The organism is Stutzerimonas decontaminans, assembly GCF_000661915.1.
GTDB lineage: Bacteria > Pseudomonadota > Gammaproteobacteria > Pseudomonadales > Pseudomonadaceae > Stutzerimonas > Stutzerimonas decontaminans.
Genome location: NZ_CP007509.1, coordinates 14,564 through 29,366 on the forward strand (window position 1 = coordinate 14,564; position 14,803 = coordinate 29,366).

A 14,803-nucleotide genomic window follows, 5' to 3' on the forward strand; every position below is an offset into this window, starting at 1 on the left:
GCGGTGTGGAAAAGCTCAAAGGTGCCATCGTCGTCGGCTCCCTGCGACTCTTCGCTCGACTGCCCTGGCGCATGGTCCAGGGGCTGGGCGCGATGATTGGCTGGCTGATGTGGAAGCTGCCGAACCGCTCGCGCGAAGTGGCACGGATCAATCTGCAGAAGTGCTTCCCCGAGCTGAGCCCGGCGGAACTCGATGCCCTGCTCGGGCGTACCCTGCGTGAAACCGGTATGACCTTCACCGAAAGCGCCTGTGCCTGGATCTGGCCGGCGGAGAAGACCTTGAGACTGGTCCGCGAGGTGGAAGGCCTCGACGTGCTGCAGGCGGCGCTGGCCTCGGGCAAGGGCGTGGTCGGCATCACCAGCCACCTGGGCAACTGGGAAGTGCTCAATCACTTCTACTGCGCGCAATGCAAACCGATCATCTTCTACCGGCCACCGAAGCTGAAGGCGGTGGACGAGTTGCTGCAACAGCAGCGCGTGCAGCTGGGCAATCGCGTCGCGCCGTCGACTCGTGAAGGGATTCTCAGCGTCATCAAGGAAGTTCGTCGCGGCGGTGCTGTGGGCATCCCGGCCGACCCTGAGCCCAGTGAAGGCAGCGGCATATTCGTGCCATTTCTCGCCACCCAGGCGCTAACCAGCAAGTTCGTGCCCGGCATGCTGGCCGGTGGCAAGGCGGTTGGCGTGTTTCTTCACGCGTTGCGCCTGGAGGATGGCTCAGGCTACAAAGTGGTACTCGAGGCCGCGCCCCAAGGCATGTACAGCGAGGATGCCGAAACCGGTGTGGCGGCCATGAGCGCGATGATCGAGAAGTATGTCCGCGCCTATCCCAGCCAATACATGTGGACCATGAAGCGCTTCAAGAAACGCCCCGCCGGCGAGAAGCGCTGGTACTGACCAAACTCGAACAAGAACGACAAGGACGAACTCAATGCGCAACCAGCGTCAGCATCCGCGTACCAACATGAAGTGTCGCATCCGCATCGCGCATCCGGCCTTCGGTGAGGTCTTCGCCCATACCCGGGATCTGTCCGATGGCGGTGTCTATGTGCGGCATCCGGAACTGGTGGTTTTACACCCCGGGGACGAAGTGACTGGTCAGGTCCAGGATCTGCCCATTCCGGCGCCGGAACTGCGAATGGTGGTCATGCGGGTCGATGCCGAAGGGGTCGGCCTGCAGTTCCTGCGCGAGGACTGATCCTTTCGGCGCGCGGCGGCCTGGTGGTTCAGTCGGGCGTCAGCCGGTCGAGCCGGCGCAGGAACACGCTCATTTCCTTTTCCGCCTGCTTGTCACCCTGAGCGCTAGCTGCCGCGATGCCGCGCTCCCAGGCCTGATGGGCGCCTTGCTTGTCGCCATCGGCCTGCAACGCCTTGCCCAGCAGCTTCCACGCGGCGGAGTATTTCGGGTCGAGCTCGACGCAGCGGCGCAGATGCTGCGCTGCTCGACCAGGCTGGCCTGCATCCATGTAGCCCTTGCCGAGGCCGAAGCGCAGCATCGGATTGTCCATGCCTTGGGAGAGCATCTTTTCCAGCGATTCGAGCATGTTCGGACCTTTTGCTGCGCGGTACCCAGGGAGTGTCTTCACTTTAGTGCAAAGTACTTGCCGGGCAAGGCTACCAGCATACGCCAATGGTCTTAGCTGGTGCCCTCGCATCCGGCGTGCTGCGCATGAAAGATCGGTGCAATCAGTGGGCTTCGTTGACCGCGCTGAGAAACGCCTGGGTGCGTTCTTCCTGCGGATTGTTGAACAGCTTGTCCGGACTGCCCTGCTCGTGAATCCGGCCCTGGTGAAAGAAGCACACCCGATCGGCGAACTCGCGGGCAAACCCCATCTGGTGGGTGACCATCAGCATCGTCAGGTTGTGCGCCTCGCCGAGACGACGGATAACGTTTAGCACTTCGCCGCAAAGCTCCGGGTCCAGCGCCGAGGTCACTTCGTCGAACAGCATCACCTTGGGCCGCATCGCCAGTGCGCGGGCAATCGCCACGCGTTGCTGCTGGCCCCCGGAGAGCTGGACCGGGAAGTGTTCGAGCTTATCCTCCAAACCGACCATGGCGAGCAGCTCTTCGGCGCGTTCGCGGGCTTCGGCCTTGTTTAGGCCAAGCACCTGTACTGGCGCTTCCATGACGTTCTGCAGGGCATTCATGTGCGGGAACAGGTTGAAGCTCTGGAACACCATGCCGACCTTGCCGCGCACCCGTCGCAGGTGACGGGCATTGGCCGGAACCAACTGGCCGCGGGCGTCGGGCATGTGGGTCAGCGGCTCGCCGTCGACCTCGATCACGCCCTCGTCGATGCCCTCCAGGGTCATCAGCACCCGCAGCAGCGTCGATTTGCCCGAGCCGCTGGGTCCGATGATGGCGACCTTCTCACCCTCGTGCACATCGAGGTCCAACCCTTCGAGTACGGTCAGCTCGCCGTAGCGCTTGGTCACACCAGCAAAACGCACCATCGGCTGTGCTGGCGCCGATTCGGCCGTCGGGTTGAGGGTTGCTGCTGAGTGCATCGAGGTATTCATCGGGCCAGCTCCATGCGGTTCTCCAGACGACGCACGCACCAGGCGAGGCCGAGGCTGAGAATGAGGAAGAAGATGCCGACCATGGTGATCGGCTCCAGGTAGCGGAAACTCTCGGAGCCAATGTTCTTGGCTCGCTGCATGATTTCCACCACGGTGATCGCCGAAAGAACGGGCGTGTCCTTGAGGATCGAGATCAGGTAGTTGCCCAGCGCCGGCAGTACCGGGCGCAAGGCCTGCGGCAGGATCACGTCACGGTAGGCGGTCCAGGGCTTCATGTTCAGCGCCGTGACGGCTTCCCACTGCGAACGGGGCACCGCGTCCAGGCCGGCGCGGTAGACCTCTGCGGTGTAGCAGGCGTAGTGCAGGGCGATACCGATGATGCCCGCCTGCATGGCGCTGAGATTGAGGCCGTAGTTGGGGAACACGTAGAACAGGAAGTACACCTGGATCAGCAGCGGTGTACTGCGGATGAACTCGATCAGCCCGGTGATCGGCCAGGACAGCCAGCGCAGGCGGCTGCGCCGGCCGATGGCGAGGAACAGGCCGAGCACCACGGCGATGGCGAAGCCGGCCAGGGCGATGCCGATGGTCGTCAGCGAGGCATCCAGCAGGCGCGGCAGGATCTCGCGGGCGAATGCCCAATCGAAGAAATTCATGACAGGCCTCCGCGCATCCGCCCGCGGGCCAGCCGGCGTTCCAGCTGGCGCATGCCGAAGTTGATCGCCTGGGCCAGGACGAAATAGATCACCAGTGCGAGGCCGAAGATCTCCATGGTCATCAGCGTCGCCTGATCCAGCTGACGGGCGCGAAAGGCCAGATCCGACAGGGTAATCAGCGAAACCAGCGAGGTATTCTTCAGCAACTCGATCAGCAGGTTGGTGCCCGGCGGAATCGCCGCCAGCAGCGCCTGGGGCAGGATGATTCGGCGCATGCGTGTCAGTGGCGTCATGTTCAGTGCCTGGCAGGCCTCATGCTGGCCCTGATGCACCGAGCGGATCGCACCGCGCAGGACCTCGGCCCCGTAGGCGCCGATATTCAGGCCCAGGCCGACCACGGCGACGGCGAAGGCGCTCATCTCGACATTGAACGGCGGCATCGGCAGCACGAAATACAGCCAGAACAGCTGCACCAGCAGCGACGAGCCGCGGAAGACCTCGATATAGGTGATGGCCAGCCAGCGCAACGGCGCCACTGGCGAGAGCCGTGCCAGTGCGGCGATCAGCGCGCAGGCGATCGCCAGCAGGGAGCCGAAGAAGGTCACCTTCACGGTGATCCAGGCACCCTGCAGCAGCAGAGGAAGCAGTTCGATCATGATGGCGCTATCCGGTTTTCCGGAGCGCTGAGCGAGGCTGCGCAAACAGCGGCGCAGCCTTGGTCAGCGTTCACAGGCGGGGCGGTGGGTCGGCGGCGCCAACCAGCCGCCCCGACGGGCTTCAGGCGCCGCAGAGTTCGGCGGCAGTCTTGTCGGTGACGTTGGAGCGATCGAAGCCGAACGGCTCGATGGTCTTCAGATGCTCCTCGCTGCCCAGCCACTGCTTCAGTTCGGCATTGACCGCGTCACGCAGCGCCTTGTCCTGCGGACGGAACGCCAGCGCGCCATAACCGGCACGGGACGGGTCGTCCTTGAAGTCGGCGATGGCTTCGACATCGTCGCCGGCCTTGTCCGCCAGCCCTTTCATGGTCAGCTGGGTGCCGATGGCGGCGTCGGCGCGGCCACTGCGCACGGCCTGCAGCTGCGAGGTGGTATCCGGGACCTGCAGAATCTGCGAATCCTTGATGCCGGCCTTGCGCGCGTAGCCGAGGTTCACCGTGCCGGACATGATGGCGATCTTCACCGCGGGGTTGTTGGCGATGTCTTCGTAGCTGCGCAGGTTCTTCGGGTTGCCCTCGGCCACCAGCAGAGTGTCGAGCAGGCGGTAGTGCGGATCGGTGAACAACACCTGCTTGCAGCGCTCAGGGGTGATGTACATGCCGGCGGCGATGAGATCGAAGCGCCCGGCGCGCAAGCCTGGGATCAGCGAGCCCCATTCGGTGAGCACCGGTTTGATGGTGTCGATCTCCATGCGCTCGAACACCTTGCGCACGATTTCTGGCGATTCGCCGGTGACGCTGCCGTCGAGAGCGGTGTAGGCGAAGGGGGTTTCGTTGGCGTAGCCGATGCGGACGCTGCTGCTGTCCTTGATCTTTTCCAGGGTATCGGCCTGGGTCAGGCTGGCGAAACCGATGCTGGCCAGGGCGGCGCAGGCGATCAGGAGCCGGCGGGAGCTTGTCGTGATGGTGCTGTTCCTCATGGAGTTTCTCCTGTTCCTTGTAGAGACCCGAGGAATCGGATCGTTATTTGTCTAGGAGGGGCATTGCTCATGCTCAGGTTAAGAGCGCATTCGGCGCGATATGGTGCCGTTAAACCGAAAGACGATAGCCGTTTTCAATCGAAGGCGTCGGCGTGCGGCAAGCCAGGAGGTTACAAAAGATGGCCATAAATTGGAAATCAGAAGGCATCTGGCTCGAATGGATGCGATTGGAAGGAATGCTGAAAAGCGTAAGTAAATGAAAAACAGGATTTGCTGATTGATAAAACAAAACGACCCGCCAATTGGCGGGTCGCTTGTCTGGCGACGCGGCGGTCTAGAAGAAGGTCAGGCCAGCCTGGAACAGCCGTTCCACGTCGCGAATGTGCTTCTTGTCCACGAGGAACAGAATGACGTGGTCGCCGGATTCGATGCGCGTGTCATCGTGAGCGATCAGCACCTGATCGTCGCGGATCACCGCGCCGATGGTGGTGCCCGGCGGCAGGGCGATCTGTTCGATGGCACGGCCAACGACCTTGCTCGAGCGCGGATCACCATGGGCTATCACCTCAATGGCTTCTGCTGCACCGCGGCGCAGCGAGTGCGCACTGACGATGTCGCCGCGGCGCACATGGGTCAGCAGCGTACCGATGGTAGCCAGCTGCGGGCTGATGGCGATGTCGATCTCGCCACCCTGGACCAGGTCGACATAGGCCGGGTTGTTGATGATGCACATCACCTTGCGCGCGCCGAGGCGTTTGGCCAGCAGCGAGGACATGATGTTGGCCTCGTCGTCGTTGGTCAGCGCGAGGAAGACGTCCGCTTCGTTGATGTTCTCCTCGACCAGCAGATCGCGGTCCGAAGCGCTGCCCTGCAGGATGATGGTGCTGTCCAGTGTGTCGGAGAGGTAGCGACAGCGTGCCGGGTTCATCTCGATGATCTTGACCTGGTAGCGGCTCTCGATGGCTTCGGCCAGCCGTTCGCCGATATGCCCTCCACCGGCGATGACGATGCGCTTGTAGTTCTCGTCGAGCCGGCGCATTTCGCTCATCACCGCGCGAATATGGCCGCGGGCGGCGATGAAGAACACCTCGTCATCGGCCTCGATCACCGTGTCGCCCTGGGGCAGGATCGCGTGGTTGCGGCGGAAGATGGCTGCCACGCGGGTATCGACATTGGGCATGTGGCGGCGCAGTTGGCGTAGCTCCTGGCCGACCAGCGGGCCGCCGTAGTAGGCACGCACCGCGACCAGCTGCGCCTTGCCGCCGGCGAAGTCGATCACCTGCAGCGAGCCGGGATGTTCGATCAGGCGCTTGATGTAGTTGGTGACCACCTGCTCGGGACTGATCAGCACGTCCACCGGAATGGCTTCGTTGTTGAACAGGCCCGATCGCACCAGATAAGCCGCCTCGCGCACTCGGGCGATCTTGGTCGGCGTGTGGAACAGCGTGTAGGCAACCTGGCAGGCGACCATGTTGGTTTCGTCGCTGTTGGTCACCGCCACGAGCATGTCGGCGTCGTCGGCTCCGGCCTGGCGCAGCACCGTGGGAAACGAGCCGCGGCCCTGAATGGTGCGGATGTCCAGGCGATCGCCAAGATCGCGAAGGCGGTCACCGTCAGTGTCTACCACGGTGATGTCGTTGGCTTCGCTGGCGAGGTGTTCGGCGAGAGTGCCACCGACCTGCCCGGCACCGAGAATGATGATCTTCACGCGATCACTCCTGAGAGGCGGGTGAAAGCCGCCGCTTCCATGTTGAGGTCGAGCCGGGCTTGCCCGGCTTCGGCTTACTTATGACCACGTGGTTGCGCCGCGATCTTGATCAGCTTGGCATAGTAGAAGCCGTCGTGGCCGTTCTCCTGCGGCAGCAACTGGCGTCCGTGCGGCTGCGGAAGGCCGAAGCTGCCCGGCAGATCCAGCTCGCGCGCGCCCGGCGTGCGTTCGAGGAAGGCGCCGATCACCTCGCGATTTTCGGTCGGCAGCACCGAACAGGTGGCATAGAGCAGTACGCCGCCGACTTCCAGGGTCGGCCACAGCGCATCGAGCATCTCGCCCTGCAGTGCAGCAAGGGGGGCAATGTCATCGGCCTGGCGGGTCAGCTTGATGTCCGGATGGCGGCGGATCACGCCGGTGGCCGAACAGGGTGCGTCGAGCAGGATGCGTTGGAACGGCTTGCCATCCCACCAGCGTTCGGTGGCGCGGGCATCGTCGGCGACCAGTTCGGCCTGTAAATGCAGACGATCGAGGTTTTCACGAACTCGCACCAGACGCTTGGGTTCCAGATCCAGCGCAACCAGTCCGGCCAATTGCGGCTCGCGTTCGAGCAGGTGGCAGGTCTTGCCGCCCGGTGCGCAACAGGCGTCCAGCACACGCTGTCCCGGCGCCAGGTCGAGCAGCGAGGCGGCCAGCTGTGCGGCCTCGTCCTGCACGCTGACCCGCCCTTCGGCAAAGCCCGGCAGCTGATGCACGTCGCACGGCGCAACCAGGCGGATGCCGTCCTCGCTGAATTCGCAGGGATGAGCTTCGATACCGGCGCTTTGCAGCTCGGCCAGGTATCCGTCGCGGCTGACCTGACGGCGGTTGACCCGCAACATCATCGGCGGATGGGCATTATTAGCCGCACAGATGGCTTCCCAATGCTCCGGCCAGTGCGCCTTGAGCGCCTTCTGCAGCCAGCGCGGATGGGCGACGCGGATCACCGGGTCATGTTCGAGTTCAGCCAGCAGCGCTTCGCCTTCGCGCTGGGCACGGCGCAGCACGGCATTGAGCAGGCCCTTGGCCCAGGGCTTCTTCAGCTTGTCGACGCAACCGACGGTTTCGCCGATGGCGGCATGGGCCGGGATGCGGGTATGGAACAGCTGATACAGACCGACCAGCAGAAGGGCTTCGACATCGCGATCGGCAGCCTTGAACGGCTTCTGCAGCAGCTTGTCGGCCAAACCTGCCAGGCGCGGATGCCAGCGCGCGGTGCCAAAGGCCAGGTCCTGGGTCAGGCCGCGGTCGCGGGCGTCCACTTTGCCCAGCACTTCTGGCAGGCTGCTGCCCAACGAGGCTTTGCCGGAGAGCACGACGCTCAGCGCACGGGCCGCGGCCAGGCGCGGGTTCATTGACCGAGCACCAGGCCGGGGGCGAACTGCTCGCGGCGGCTGTTGTACAGGTCGCCGAAGCCGAGCGGCTTGCCGCCGGGCAGTTGCAGGCGAGTCAGACGCAGGGCGCCTGTGCCGCAGGCAACGGTCAGCCCTTCCTTGCTCGCTTCGAGGATATGGCCGGGCTCGCCCTGCCCTCCGGCCAGCTGCGCGGCATGTACTTTCAAAGTTTCACCGGCAAGCGTGCTGTGGCAAATCGGCCAGGGATGGAAGGCGCGAATCAGCCGCTCCAGCTCGACCGCCGGGCGAGCCCAGTCGATGCGCGCCTCGTCCTTGCTGAGCTTGTGGGCGTAGGTGGCGAGGCTATCGTCCTGCACTTCCCCTGCGAGCGTACCGTCGGCCAGGGCATCGACCGCTTGCACCACTGCCTGCGAGCCGAGCTCGGCGAGACGGTCGTGCAGCGTGCCGCCGGTGTCGTCGGCGGATATTGGCGTATGGACCTTGAGCAGCATCCGCCCGGTGTCCAGGCCGGCTTCCATCTGCATCACGGTGACGCCGGATTCGCTGTCGCCAGCTTCGATCGCTCGTTGGATCGGTGCGGCACCACGCCAGCGCGGCAACAGCGAGGCATGGCTGTTGATGCAGCCCAGGCGCGGCAGGTCGAGCACCGCTTGCGGCAGGATCAGGCCATAGGCGACCACCACCATCAGGTCCGCCTGCAGGTCTGCCAGTTCCGCCTGCGCCGCCGGGTCACGCAGGGTCTGCGGTTGAAACACCGGAATGCCGTGCTGCACCGCGAGCTGCTTGACCGGGCTGGGCATCAGCTTCTGCCCACGACCGGCGGGGCGATCCGGCTGGGTGTAGACGGCAACGATCGATTTGCCCGCGTCGAGCAGGGCCTGCAGGTGCTGGGCGGCGAATTCCGGGGTGCCGGCGAAAACGATGCGCAAGGGTTGGGTCATGGGGGCTCGCTAAGAAAAAGGCTTGCGGCACAGGCGACTGAAAACTGCTGCGCTCGGTTAATGCTGCGTTAAAACCAGGCTCGGAATGCTCATTTACAACCCGTAAACTCCGCTTCCTCGCCTGTTTTGCGGGGACGCCTAGTCCTTGCCTAACCTTCGCTCGCGGCGTTTTCACTCAGCCCGTATAGCAAGCCTTTGAGGTTCGGGAATCAAGCCTGCTGGCGGTGGATCTTTTCCAGCTTCTTCTTGATCCGATCGCGCTTGAGACTGGAGAGATAGTCGACGAACAGCTTACCGTTGAGATGATCACATTCGTGCTGGATGCACACCGCGAGCAGACCCTCGGCAACCATCTCGTAAGGCTTGCCATCACGATCCAGCGCCTTGATCCGCACCTTCTGCGGGCGATCGACGTTCTCGTAGAAGCCCGGGACCGACAGGCAGCCTTCTTGGTACTGGTCCATCTCGTCGGTCAGCGATTCGAATTCGGGGTTGATGAAAACCCGCGGCTCCGACCGGTCTTCGGACAGGTCCATCACCACCACGCGCTTGTGCACATTGACCTGCGTCGCGGCCAAGCCGATGCCTGGAGCCTCGTACATGGTCTCGAACATGTCGTCGATCAGCTGACGAAGCTCGTCATCGACCACATCCACCGGTTTGGCGATGGTGCGCAGCCGCGGATCGGGAAATTCAAGGATGTTCAGAATGGCCATATGCGTTTGTGATGCACTTATGGAATAAAGTCAAAAGCCGCTGCTAAGATGCCGAGCAGCATGGAAAACGGCTTAATGCCGCGATCCAAAAGGGTTCCGCGGCGCTAGGGCGCTTTACGTGAAGGCACATAATAAAGGGATTCACCACATGAGGAAATCACTACTCGCCCTGCTGCTGGTGGCCGTAGGCGGGCTCGCCCAGGCTGCGGTGCAGCTCAAGGACAATCACCCGGAGCGGTATACCGTGGTGAAGGGCGACACACTCTGGGACATATCCGGCCGCTTTCTGCGCGAGCCGTGGAAATGGCCGGAGCTGTGGCATGCCAACCCTCAGATCGCCAATCCTCATCTGATCTACCCCGGTGACACCCTGAGCCTGGTCTATGTCGACGGTCAGCCGCGTCTGGTGCTCGACCGCGGCGCCTCGCGCGGCACCATCAAGCTGTCGCCGACCGTGCGCACCACGCCGATGGCCGAAGCCATCCCGACCATTCCGCTGGAAGCGATCAACAGCTTTTTGCTGAGCAACCGCATCATCGACACCGCCGAACAGTTCCAGGGTGCTCCCTACATCGTCGCCGGCAATGCCGAGCGCGTGATCAGCGGTGCCGGCGATCGCATCTACGGCCGCGGCGCCTTCGAAGCGAACATGCCGGCCTACGGCATCTTCCGTCAGGGCAAGACCTACGTCGATCCGGACAGTGGCGAGTTCCTCGGCATCAACGCCGACGACGTCGGCACCGTCGAGATCGCCGAAATCGAGGGCGACATCGCCACCATGCAGCTGACCCGTACTACCCAGGAAGCGCGCATCGGTGATCGCCTGTTTCCGGGTGAAGAGCGTGCGGTCAACTCCACCTTCATGCCCAGCGCGCCGTCGACCGATGTCGAAGGCGTGATTCTCGATGTACCGCGTGGCGTTACCCAGATCGGCCAGTTCGATGTGGTCACGCTGAACAAGGGGGCGCGCGACGGCCTGAAGGACGGCAACGTGCTGGCGGTGTACAAGACCGGCGAAACCGTGCGTGATCGTGTGACCGGCGAAAACGTGAAGATTCCGGATGAGCGTTCCGGTCTGCTGATGGTGTTCCGTACCTACGACAAGCTCAGCTATGGCCTGGTGCTGCAGGCGACCCGTTCGCTGGCGGTGAAGGACAAGGTCCGTAACCCCTGAAACAAGAGAGCCCCGCAAACGCGGGGCTTTTTCATGCTGCGATAGCACCGTAAGGATGCGGTGCCACGAGACAAGGAGTGCTCGCCCATGCCCGCCATTTCTCCTGCCGAGCTCGAAGCCCGGTTGCGTCTGCATCTGCTGCCCGAGCTCGGTCCGCGTCGTCTGCGCAAACTGGTCAGTGCCTTTCCGGATGCCGCTTCGGCGCTGAGCGCGCCAGCCAGTGCCTGGCGCTCGCTGGGGCTGCCGGCAAGCTGTGCCGAGCCGCGACGCAGTGCCGAAATCCGCGAGCGTGCCAGCGCCGCCCTCGCCTGGCTGGAGCAGCCCGACCGGCATCTGCTCTGCTGGGACGATCCGAGCTACCCCGCCTTGCTCGCCGAGCTGCCAGATGCCCCGCCGCTGCTGTTCATTGCCGGCGACCCGACGTTGCTCGAGCGGCCGCAGCTGGCGATGGTCGGCAGTCGTCGCGCCTCGCGCAATGGCCTGGACAACGCCTGGGCCTTCTCCCGCAGCCTGGCCGGTGCCGGCTTCGTCATCACCAGCGGGCTGGCGCTGGGCATCGATGGCGCTGCGCACCAGGGTGCACTGGATGCCGGCGGCAGAACCGTCGCAGTGCTGGGCACCGGTCTCGAACGGCTGTATCCGCAGCGTCACGCCGGCCTTGCGCGGCAGATCGTTGAGGGAGGCGGTGCGCTGGTGTCCGAGCTGCCGCTGGACTGCCCGCCACAGGCGAGCAACTTTCCGCGGCGCAATCGCATCATCAGTGGCCTGTCGCTGGGTGTGCTGGTGGTCGAGGCAAGCCCGTCCAGTGGATCGCTGATTACCGCGCGACTCGCTGCCGAGCAGGGTCGCGAGGTGTATGCGATTCCCGGCTCGATCCACCACCCCGGTGCCCGTGGTTGTCATCAGCTGATTCGCCAGGGCGCTGCGCTGGTGGAGTCGGTCGAGGATGTGCTCGAAGCCCTGCGCGGTTGGCAGCAGGTCGAACCACTGGCCGATGACACGCCGAAGTCGACGCAGCCGGGCAATCCGCTGCTGCGCGAATTGCTGGCGGCGTCGCGCAGCAGCGAAGCGCTGGCCATGGCGCTCGGACAGCCGCTGGGGCAGGTACTGGCGCAACTCACCGAACTGGAAGTCGAGGGCAAGGTTGCCTGCGAGAACGGGTTGTGGTCGGTAATTACCCGCTAGCGGGGGTTCGCGGCGACGGTTGTGGCTGAGCCTGCGCCCGGCTGCGGTACGTCATTCGTCGAACCAGGTCGCAGGCCGTCAGGGGGGCTGGACGATGTCCGGATATCGGGCGGTTCTGTTGCGGCCTGTAGCGAATCAGTTGCGCGGCCCCCTGCTCGACGACATTTGCCTTGGGTACACTGCCGCTTTTTCATCCAGGCAGAGGTCGGCATGATCGGCGATTGGCGTGTGCAGCAGGTGGCGCGGGTGGTTCGCGCTGGCGGAGTAATCGCCTACCCGACCGAAGCGGTTTGGGGGGTTGGCTGTGACCCTTGGGATGAAGACGTAGTGATGCGTCTGCTGGCGCTCAAGGAACGGCCGGTGGAGAAGGGCCTGATCCTGATTGCCGACGCCGTCGAGCAGTTCGATTTCCTGCTGGACGACCTGCCCGAGCGTTGGCTCGATCGCCTGGCCGGCACTTGGCCAGGGCCGAACACCTGGCTGGTGCCGCATCGCGGCCGGCTGCCGGAGTGGATCACCGGGCGGCACGACAGCGTGGCCCTGCGGGTAACCGATCATCCATTGGTCACACGGCTGTGTGCGTTGACCGGGCCGCTGGTATCGACCTCTGCCAACCCTGCCGGCCGTCCCGCAGCGCGCTCGCGGCTGCGGGTCGAGCAGTATTTCCCCCGTCAGCTCGACGCGGTGTTCACCGGCCCGCTGGGGGGACGGCGCAACCCTAGCGTCATCCGCGATCTGCGCACGGGCGAAGTGATTCGTCCGGCCTGAGCCGGCGAATCGACGGCTGCGCGGCTGCCTTTAGCGGCAGCCGTCACCGCGTCAAGGCAGCAGGATGGTCGATCCGGTGGTCTGCCCCGCGGCCAGCTTGCGCTGGGCTTCGGCTGCTTCGCCGAGAGGATAGCGCTGGCCGATCTCGACATGGATCTTGCCGCTGCCGATCATTTCGAACAGCTCGTCGGCCATGGCCTGCAGCCTCTCCGGCGTATCGGCGTAGCCAGCCAGAATCGGTCGGGTGACGAACAGTGAACCCTTCTGCGCCAGCACACCCAGGTTCACCCCGGTGACCGCGCCGGAGGCGTTGCCGAAGCTCACCAGCAGGCCGCGCGGGGCGACGCAATCGAGGGAAACTTCCCAGCTGTTCTTGCCTACCGAGTCGTAGACCACCGGGCATTTTTTGCCTTCGGTCAGCTCCAGTACACGCTGCACTACATCTTCACGGGTGCGATCGATGGTAGCCCAGGCGCCCAGGGCCTTGGCCCGCTCGGCCTTTTCCGCGGAGCCGACCACGCCGATCAATTGCGCGCCCAGTGCGCGCGCCCACTGACAGGCGATGGAGCCGACGCCGCCGGCCGCGGCATGGAACAGCACGGTTTCGCCGGCCTGCAACGGGTGGACCTGGCGCAGCAGGTACTGGCAGGTCAGGCCCTTGAGCATCACTGCGGCCGCCTGCTCGAAGCTGATCGAATCCGGCAGTTTGACCAGATGCCGCGCCGGCAGCGTGTGATGTTCGCCGTAGGCGCCGAGCGGGCCGGTGGCATAGGCGACCCGGTCGCCAGGCTGCAGGTGCTGCACGCCCTCGCCGACCGCTTCGACCACGCCGGCACCTTCGGTTCCCAGCCCGGATGGCAGGCTTGGCGGCTGATACAGGCCACTGCGGAAATAGGTGTCGATGAAGTTCAGACCGATGGCGTGGTTGCGCACCCGCACTTCGCCTGCGGCCGGCGCGCTGAGCGGTACATCAACCTGTTCCAGGACTTCGGGACCGCCGTGCTGGCTGAATTGGATGCGCTGGGACATGTCTGGCTCCTGGTCTTTGACAGAGCGCCTATCCAACCTGCCGGGGCTGCGTTCGTCAATCGGCTGGATGCTATGCTTGCCGGCCTACCCCGTTTCAAGCACCGCTCAATCGCGCCCCGCGGGCTGCGAGCGGTCTTTCGCAAGGTGATTTCGTGAACGACAGGACCGAAGCCGTCAAAGCCTATCTGCTCGATCTGCAGGACCGCATCTGCGCTGCGCTGGAGGCCGAAGACGGCGGCGCGCGCTTCGCCGAGGATGCCTGGACGCGGCCGGGTGGCGGCGGCGGGCGGACCCGGGTGATCGAGAACGGCGCACTGATCGAGAAAGGCGGCGTGAACTTCTCCCATGTGCATGGCGACAGCCTGCCGCCGTCGGCCAGCGCGCATCGGCCGGAGTTGGCCGGGCGCGGCTTCGAGGCACTCGGTGTGTCGCTGGTGATCCATCCGCACAACCCCTACGTGCCCACGTCCCATGCCAACGTGCGCTTCTTCATCGCCGAGAAGGAAGGTGAGGAGCCGGTCTGGTGGTTCGGCGGCGGCTTCGACCTGACGCCTTACTACGGCGCCGAGGAAGACTGCGTGCACTGGCACCGGGTCGCGCGGGATGCCTGCGCGCCGTTTGGCGCCGAGGTCTACCCACGTTACAAGGAGTGGTGCGATCGCTATTTCCATATCAAGCACCGGCATGAACCGCGTGGGGTCGGCGGGCTGTTCTTCGACGACCTGAACCAGTGGGATTTCGACACCAGTTTCGCCTTCATGCGTGCGGTGGGCGATGCCTACCTCGACGCCTACCTGCCCATCGTCCAGCGGCGCAAGGCCACGCCGTTCGGCGAGCGCGAGCGGCAGTTCCAGTTGCTGCGCCGCGGCCGCTACGTCGAATACAACCTGGTCTATGACCGCGGCACCCTGTTCGGCCTGCAATCGGGCGGGCGTACCGAATCCATCCTGATGTCGCTGCCGCCGCAAGTGGCCTGGGGCTATGACAAGCATCCCGAGCCGGGCACGCCGGAAGCGCGGCTCACCGAATACTTCCTGCAGGACCGCGACTGGCTCGCCGAGCAGCCCTGACTTCGACTGCT

16 protein-coding genes are annotated in these 14,803 nt (G+C 64.4%); 6 read left to right on the forward strand and 10 right to left on the reverse strand.

Annotated elements, in window-relative coordinates; translation table 11 throughout:
* The first annotated feature begins 5 nt into the window (after positions 1-5).
* Together UIB01_RS00060 and UIB01_RS00065 are read left to right on the forward strand one after the other, a co-directional pair.
* Complete coding sequence (locus UIB01_RS00060; RefSeq protein ID WP_038655682.1) at positions 6-893, forward strand: lysophospholipid acyltransferase; 888 nt, start codon at positions 6-8, stop codon at positions 891-893.
* 34 nt (positions 894-927) lie between these two features.
* Positions 928-1,194, forward strand: a complete 267-nt coding sequence (locus UIB01_RS00065; RefSeq protein WP_038655684.1) for a PilZ domain-containing protein — start codon at positions 928-930, stop codon at positions 1,192-1,194.
* Between the two features lie 28 nt (positions 1,195-1,222).
* On the opposite strand, the gene UIB01_RS00070 is transcribed toward UIB01_RS00065, so the two are convergent.
* The 9 genes from UIB01_RS00070 to def form a co-directional block, all read right to left on the reverse strand.
* On the reverse strand, positions 1,223-1,540 hold the full coding sequence (locus UIB01_RS00070) for a tetratricopeptide repeat protein (protein WP_038655686.1): 318 nt from the start codon (positions 1,538-1,540) through the stop codon (positions 1,223-1,225).
* Positions 1,541-1,682: 142 nt separating this feature from the next.
* Positions 1,683-2,516: an ectoine/hydroxyectoine ABC transporter ATP-binding protein EhuA gene (ehuA, locus tag UIB01_RS00075; protein ID WP_038655691.1), complete on the reverse strand. Its 834-nt coding sequence runs from the start codon at positions 2,514-2,516 to the stop codon at positions 1,683-1,685.
* Positions 2,513-3,172, reverse strand: coding sequence for an ectoine/hydroxyectoine ABC transporter permease subunit EhuD (gene ehuD / locus UIB01_RS00080; RefSeq protein WP_038655693.1), 660 nt, complete (start codon positions 3,170-3,172; stop codon positions 2,513-2,515). The genes ehuA and ehuD overlap by 4 nt, the downstream gene beginning before the upstream one ends.
* Positions 3,169-3,828, reverse strand: a complete 660-nt coding sequence (gene ehuC, locus UIB01_RS00085) for an ectoine/hydroxyectoine ABC transporter permease subunit EhuC (RefSeq protein WP_038655695.1) — start codon at positions 3,826-3,828, stop codon at positions 3,169-3,171. Before ehuC ends, ehuD begins: the two co-directional genes overlap by 4 nt.
* A 121-nt stretch (positions 3,829-3,949) precedes the next feature.
* Entirely contained in the window at positions 3,950-4,807 is an 858-nt protein-coding gene (gene ehuB, locus UIB01_RS00090; RefSeq protein ID WP_038655697.1) for an ectoine/hydroxyectoine ABC transporter substrate-binding protein EhuB, read from the reverse strand.
* Between the two features lie 334 nt (positions 4,808-5,141).
* On the reverse strand, positions 5,142-6,515 hold the full coding sequence (gene trkA / locus UIB01_RS00095; protein ID WP_011911269.1) for a Trk system potassium transporter TrkA: 1,374 nt from the start codon (positions 6,513-6,515) through the stop codon (positions 5,142-5,144).
* A 74-nt stretch (positions 6,516-6,589) separates the two neighbouring features.
* Positions 6,590-7,909: a 16S rRNA (cytosine(967)-C(5))-methyltransferase RsmB gene (gene rsmB / locus UIB01_RS00100; RefSeq protein ID WP_038655700.1), complete on the reverse strand. Its 1,320-nt coding sequence runs from the start codon at positions 7,907-7,909 to the stop codon at positions 6,590-6,592.
* Positions 7,906-8,850: a methionyl-tRNA formyltransferase gene (gene fmt, locus UIB01_RS00105; protein WP_038655702.1), complete on the reverse strand. Its 945-nt coding sequence runs from the start codon at positions 8,848-8,850 to the stop codon at positions 7,906-7,908. Before fmt ends, rsmB begins: the two co-directional genes overlap by 4 nt.
* 209 nt (positions 8,851-9,059) lie before the next feature.
* A complete protein-coding gene (def, locus tag UIB01_RS00110; protein WP_038655704.1) occupies positions 9,060-9,566 on the reverse strand; it encodes a peptide deformylase in 507 nt (168 codons plus the stop codon).
* A gap of 148 nt (positions 9,567-9,714) precedes the next feature.
* On the opposite strand from def, the gene UIB01_RS00115 reads away from it, so the two are divergent.
* The 3 genes from UIB01_RS00115 (at position 9,715) to tsaC (ending at position 12,693) form a co-directional block, all read left to right on the forward strand.
* Positions 9,715-10,740 carry a LysM peptidoglycan-binding domain-containing protein gene (locus tag UIB01_RS00115; RefSeq protein ID WP_038655706.1) on the forward strand — a complete coding sequence of 342 codons (1,026 nt, stop codon included), beginning with the start codon at positions 9,715-9,717 and terminating at the stop codon, positions 10,738-10,740.
* Positions 10,741-10,827: 87 nt separating this feature from the next.
* Positions 10,828-11,925 carry a DNA-processing protein DprA gene (dprA, locus tag UIB01_RS00120; protein WP_038655708.1) on the forward strand — a complete coding sequence of 366 codons (1,098 nt, stop codon included), beginning with the start codon at positions 10,828-10,830 and terminating at the stop codon, positions 11,923-11,925.
* Positions 11,926-12,135: 210 nt separating this feature from the next.
* Positions 12,136-12,693, forward strand: coding sequence for an L-threonylcarbamoyladenylate synthase type 1 TsaC (tsaC, locus tag UIB01_RS00125; protein ID WP_038655710.1), 558 nt, complete (start codon positions 12,136-12,138; stop codon positions 12,691-12,693).
* A 51-nt stretch (positions 12,694-12,744) separates the two neighbouring features.
* Here the strand turns inward: tsaC and UIB01_RS00130 are convergent, their stop codons facing one another.
* Positions 12,745-13,722, reverse strand: coding sequence for an NADPH:quinone reductase (locus UIB01_RS00130; RefSeq protein ID WP_038655712.1), 978 nt, complete (start codon positions 13,720-13,722; stop codon positions 12,745-12,747).
* A gap of 152 nt (positions 13,723-13,874) precedes the next feature.
* Here UIB01_RS00130 and hemF point away from each other — a divergent pair, with 152 nt between their 5' ends.
* The gene (gene hemF, locus UIB01_RS00135) at positions 13,875-14,792 is read left to right on the forward strand and encodes an oxygen-dependent coproporphyrinogen oxidase (RefSeq protein WP_038655714.1); all 918 of its coding nucleotides are present in this window, start codon (positions 13,875-13,877) and stop codon (positions 14,790-14,792) included.
* Positions 14,793-14,803: the final 11 nt, after the last annotated feature.

Excerpts from the sequence above, each read along its gene's own strand:
- UIB01_RS00070 (WP_038655686.1), bottom strand. The coding sequence starts at position 1,540 with ATGCTCGAATCGCTGGAAAAGATGCTCTCCCAAGGCATGGACAATCCG.
- UIB01_RS00130 (WP_038655712.1), bottom strand. The coding sequence starts at position 13,722 with ATGTCCCAGCGCATCCAATTCAGCCAGCACGGCGGTCCCGAAGTCCTG.
- def (WP_038655704.1), bottom strand. The coding sequence starts at position 9,566 with ATGGCCATTCTGAACATCCTTGAATTTCCCGATCCGCGGCTGCGCACC.
- ehuD (WP_038655693.1), bottom strand. The coding sequence starts at position 3,172 with ATGAATTTCTTCGATTGGGCATTCGCCCGCGAGATCCTGCCGCGCCTG.
- dprA (WP_038655708.1), top strand. The coding sequence starts at position 10,828 with ATGCCCGCCATTTCTCCTGCCGAGCTCGAAGCCCGGTTGCGTCTGCAT.
- UIB01_RS00065 (WP_038655684.1), top strand. The coding sequence starts at position 928 with ATGCGCAACCAGCGTCAGCATCCGCGTACCAACATGAAGTGTCGCATC.
- UIB01_RS00115 (WP_038655706.1), top strand. The coding sequence starts at position 9,715 with ATGAGGAAATCACTACTCGCCCTGCTGCTGGTGGCCGTAGGCGGGCTC.
- rsmB (WP_038655700.1), bottom strand. The coding sequence starts at position 7,909 with ATGAACCCGCGCCTGGCCGCGGCCCGTGCGCTGAGCGTCGTGCTCTCC.
- tsaC (WP_038655710.1), top strand. The coding sequence starts at position 12,136 with ATGATCGGCGATTGGCGTGTGCAGCAGGTGGCGCGGGTGGTTCGCGCT.
- ehuC (WP_038655695.1), bottom strand. The coding sequence starts at position 3,828 with ATGATCGAACTGCTTCCTCTGCTGCTGCAGGGTGCCTGGATCACCGTG.
- ehuB (WP_038655697.1), bottom strand. The coding sequence starts at position 4,807 with ATGAGGAACAGCACCATCACGACAAGCTCCCGCCGGCTCCTGATCGCC.
- fmt (WP_038655702.1), bottom strand. The coding sequence starts at position 8,850 with ATGACCCAACCCTTGCGCATCGTTTTCGCCGGCACCCCGGAATTCGCC.
- ehuA (WP_038655691.1), bottom strand. The coding sequence starts at position 2,516 with ATGAATACCTCGATGCACTCAGCAGCAACCCTCAACCCGACGGCCGAA.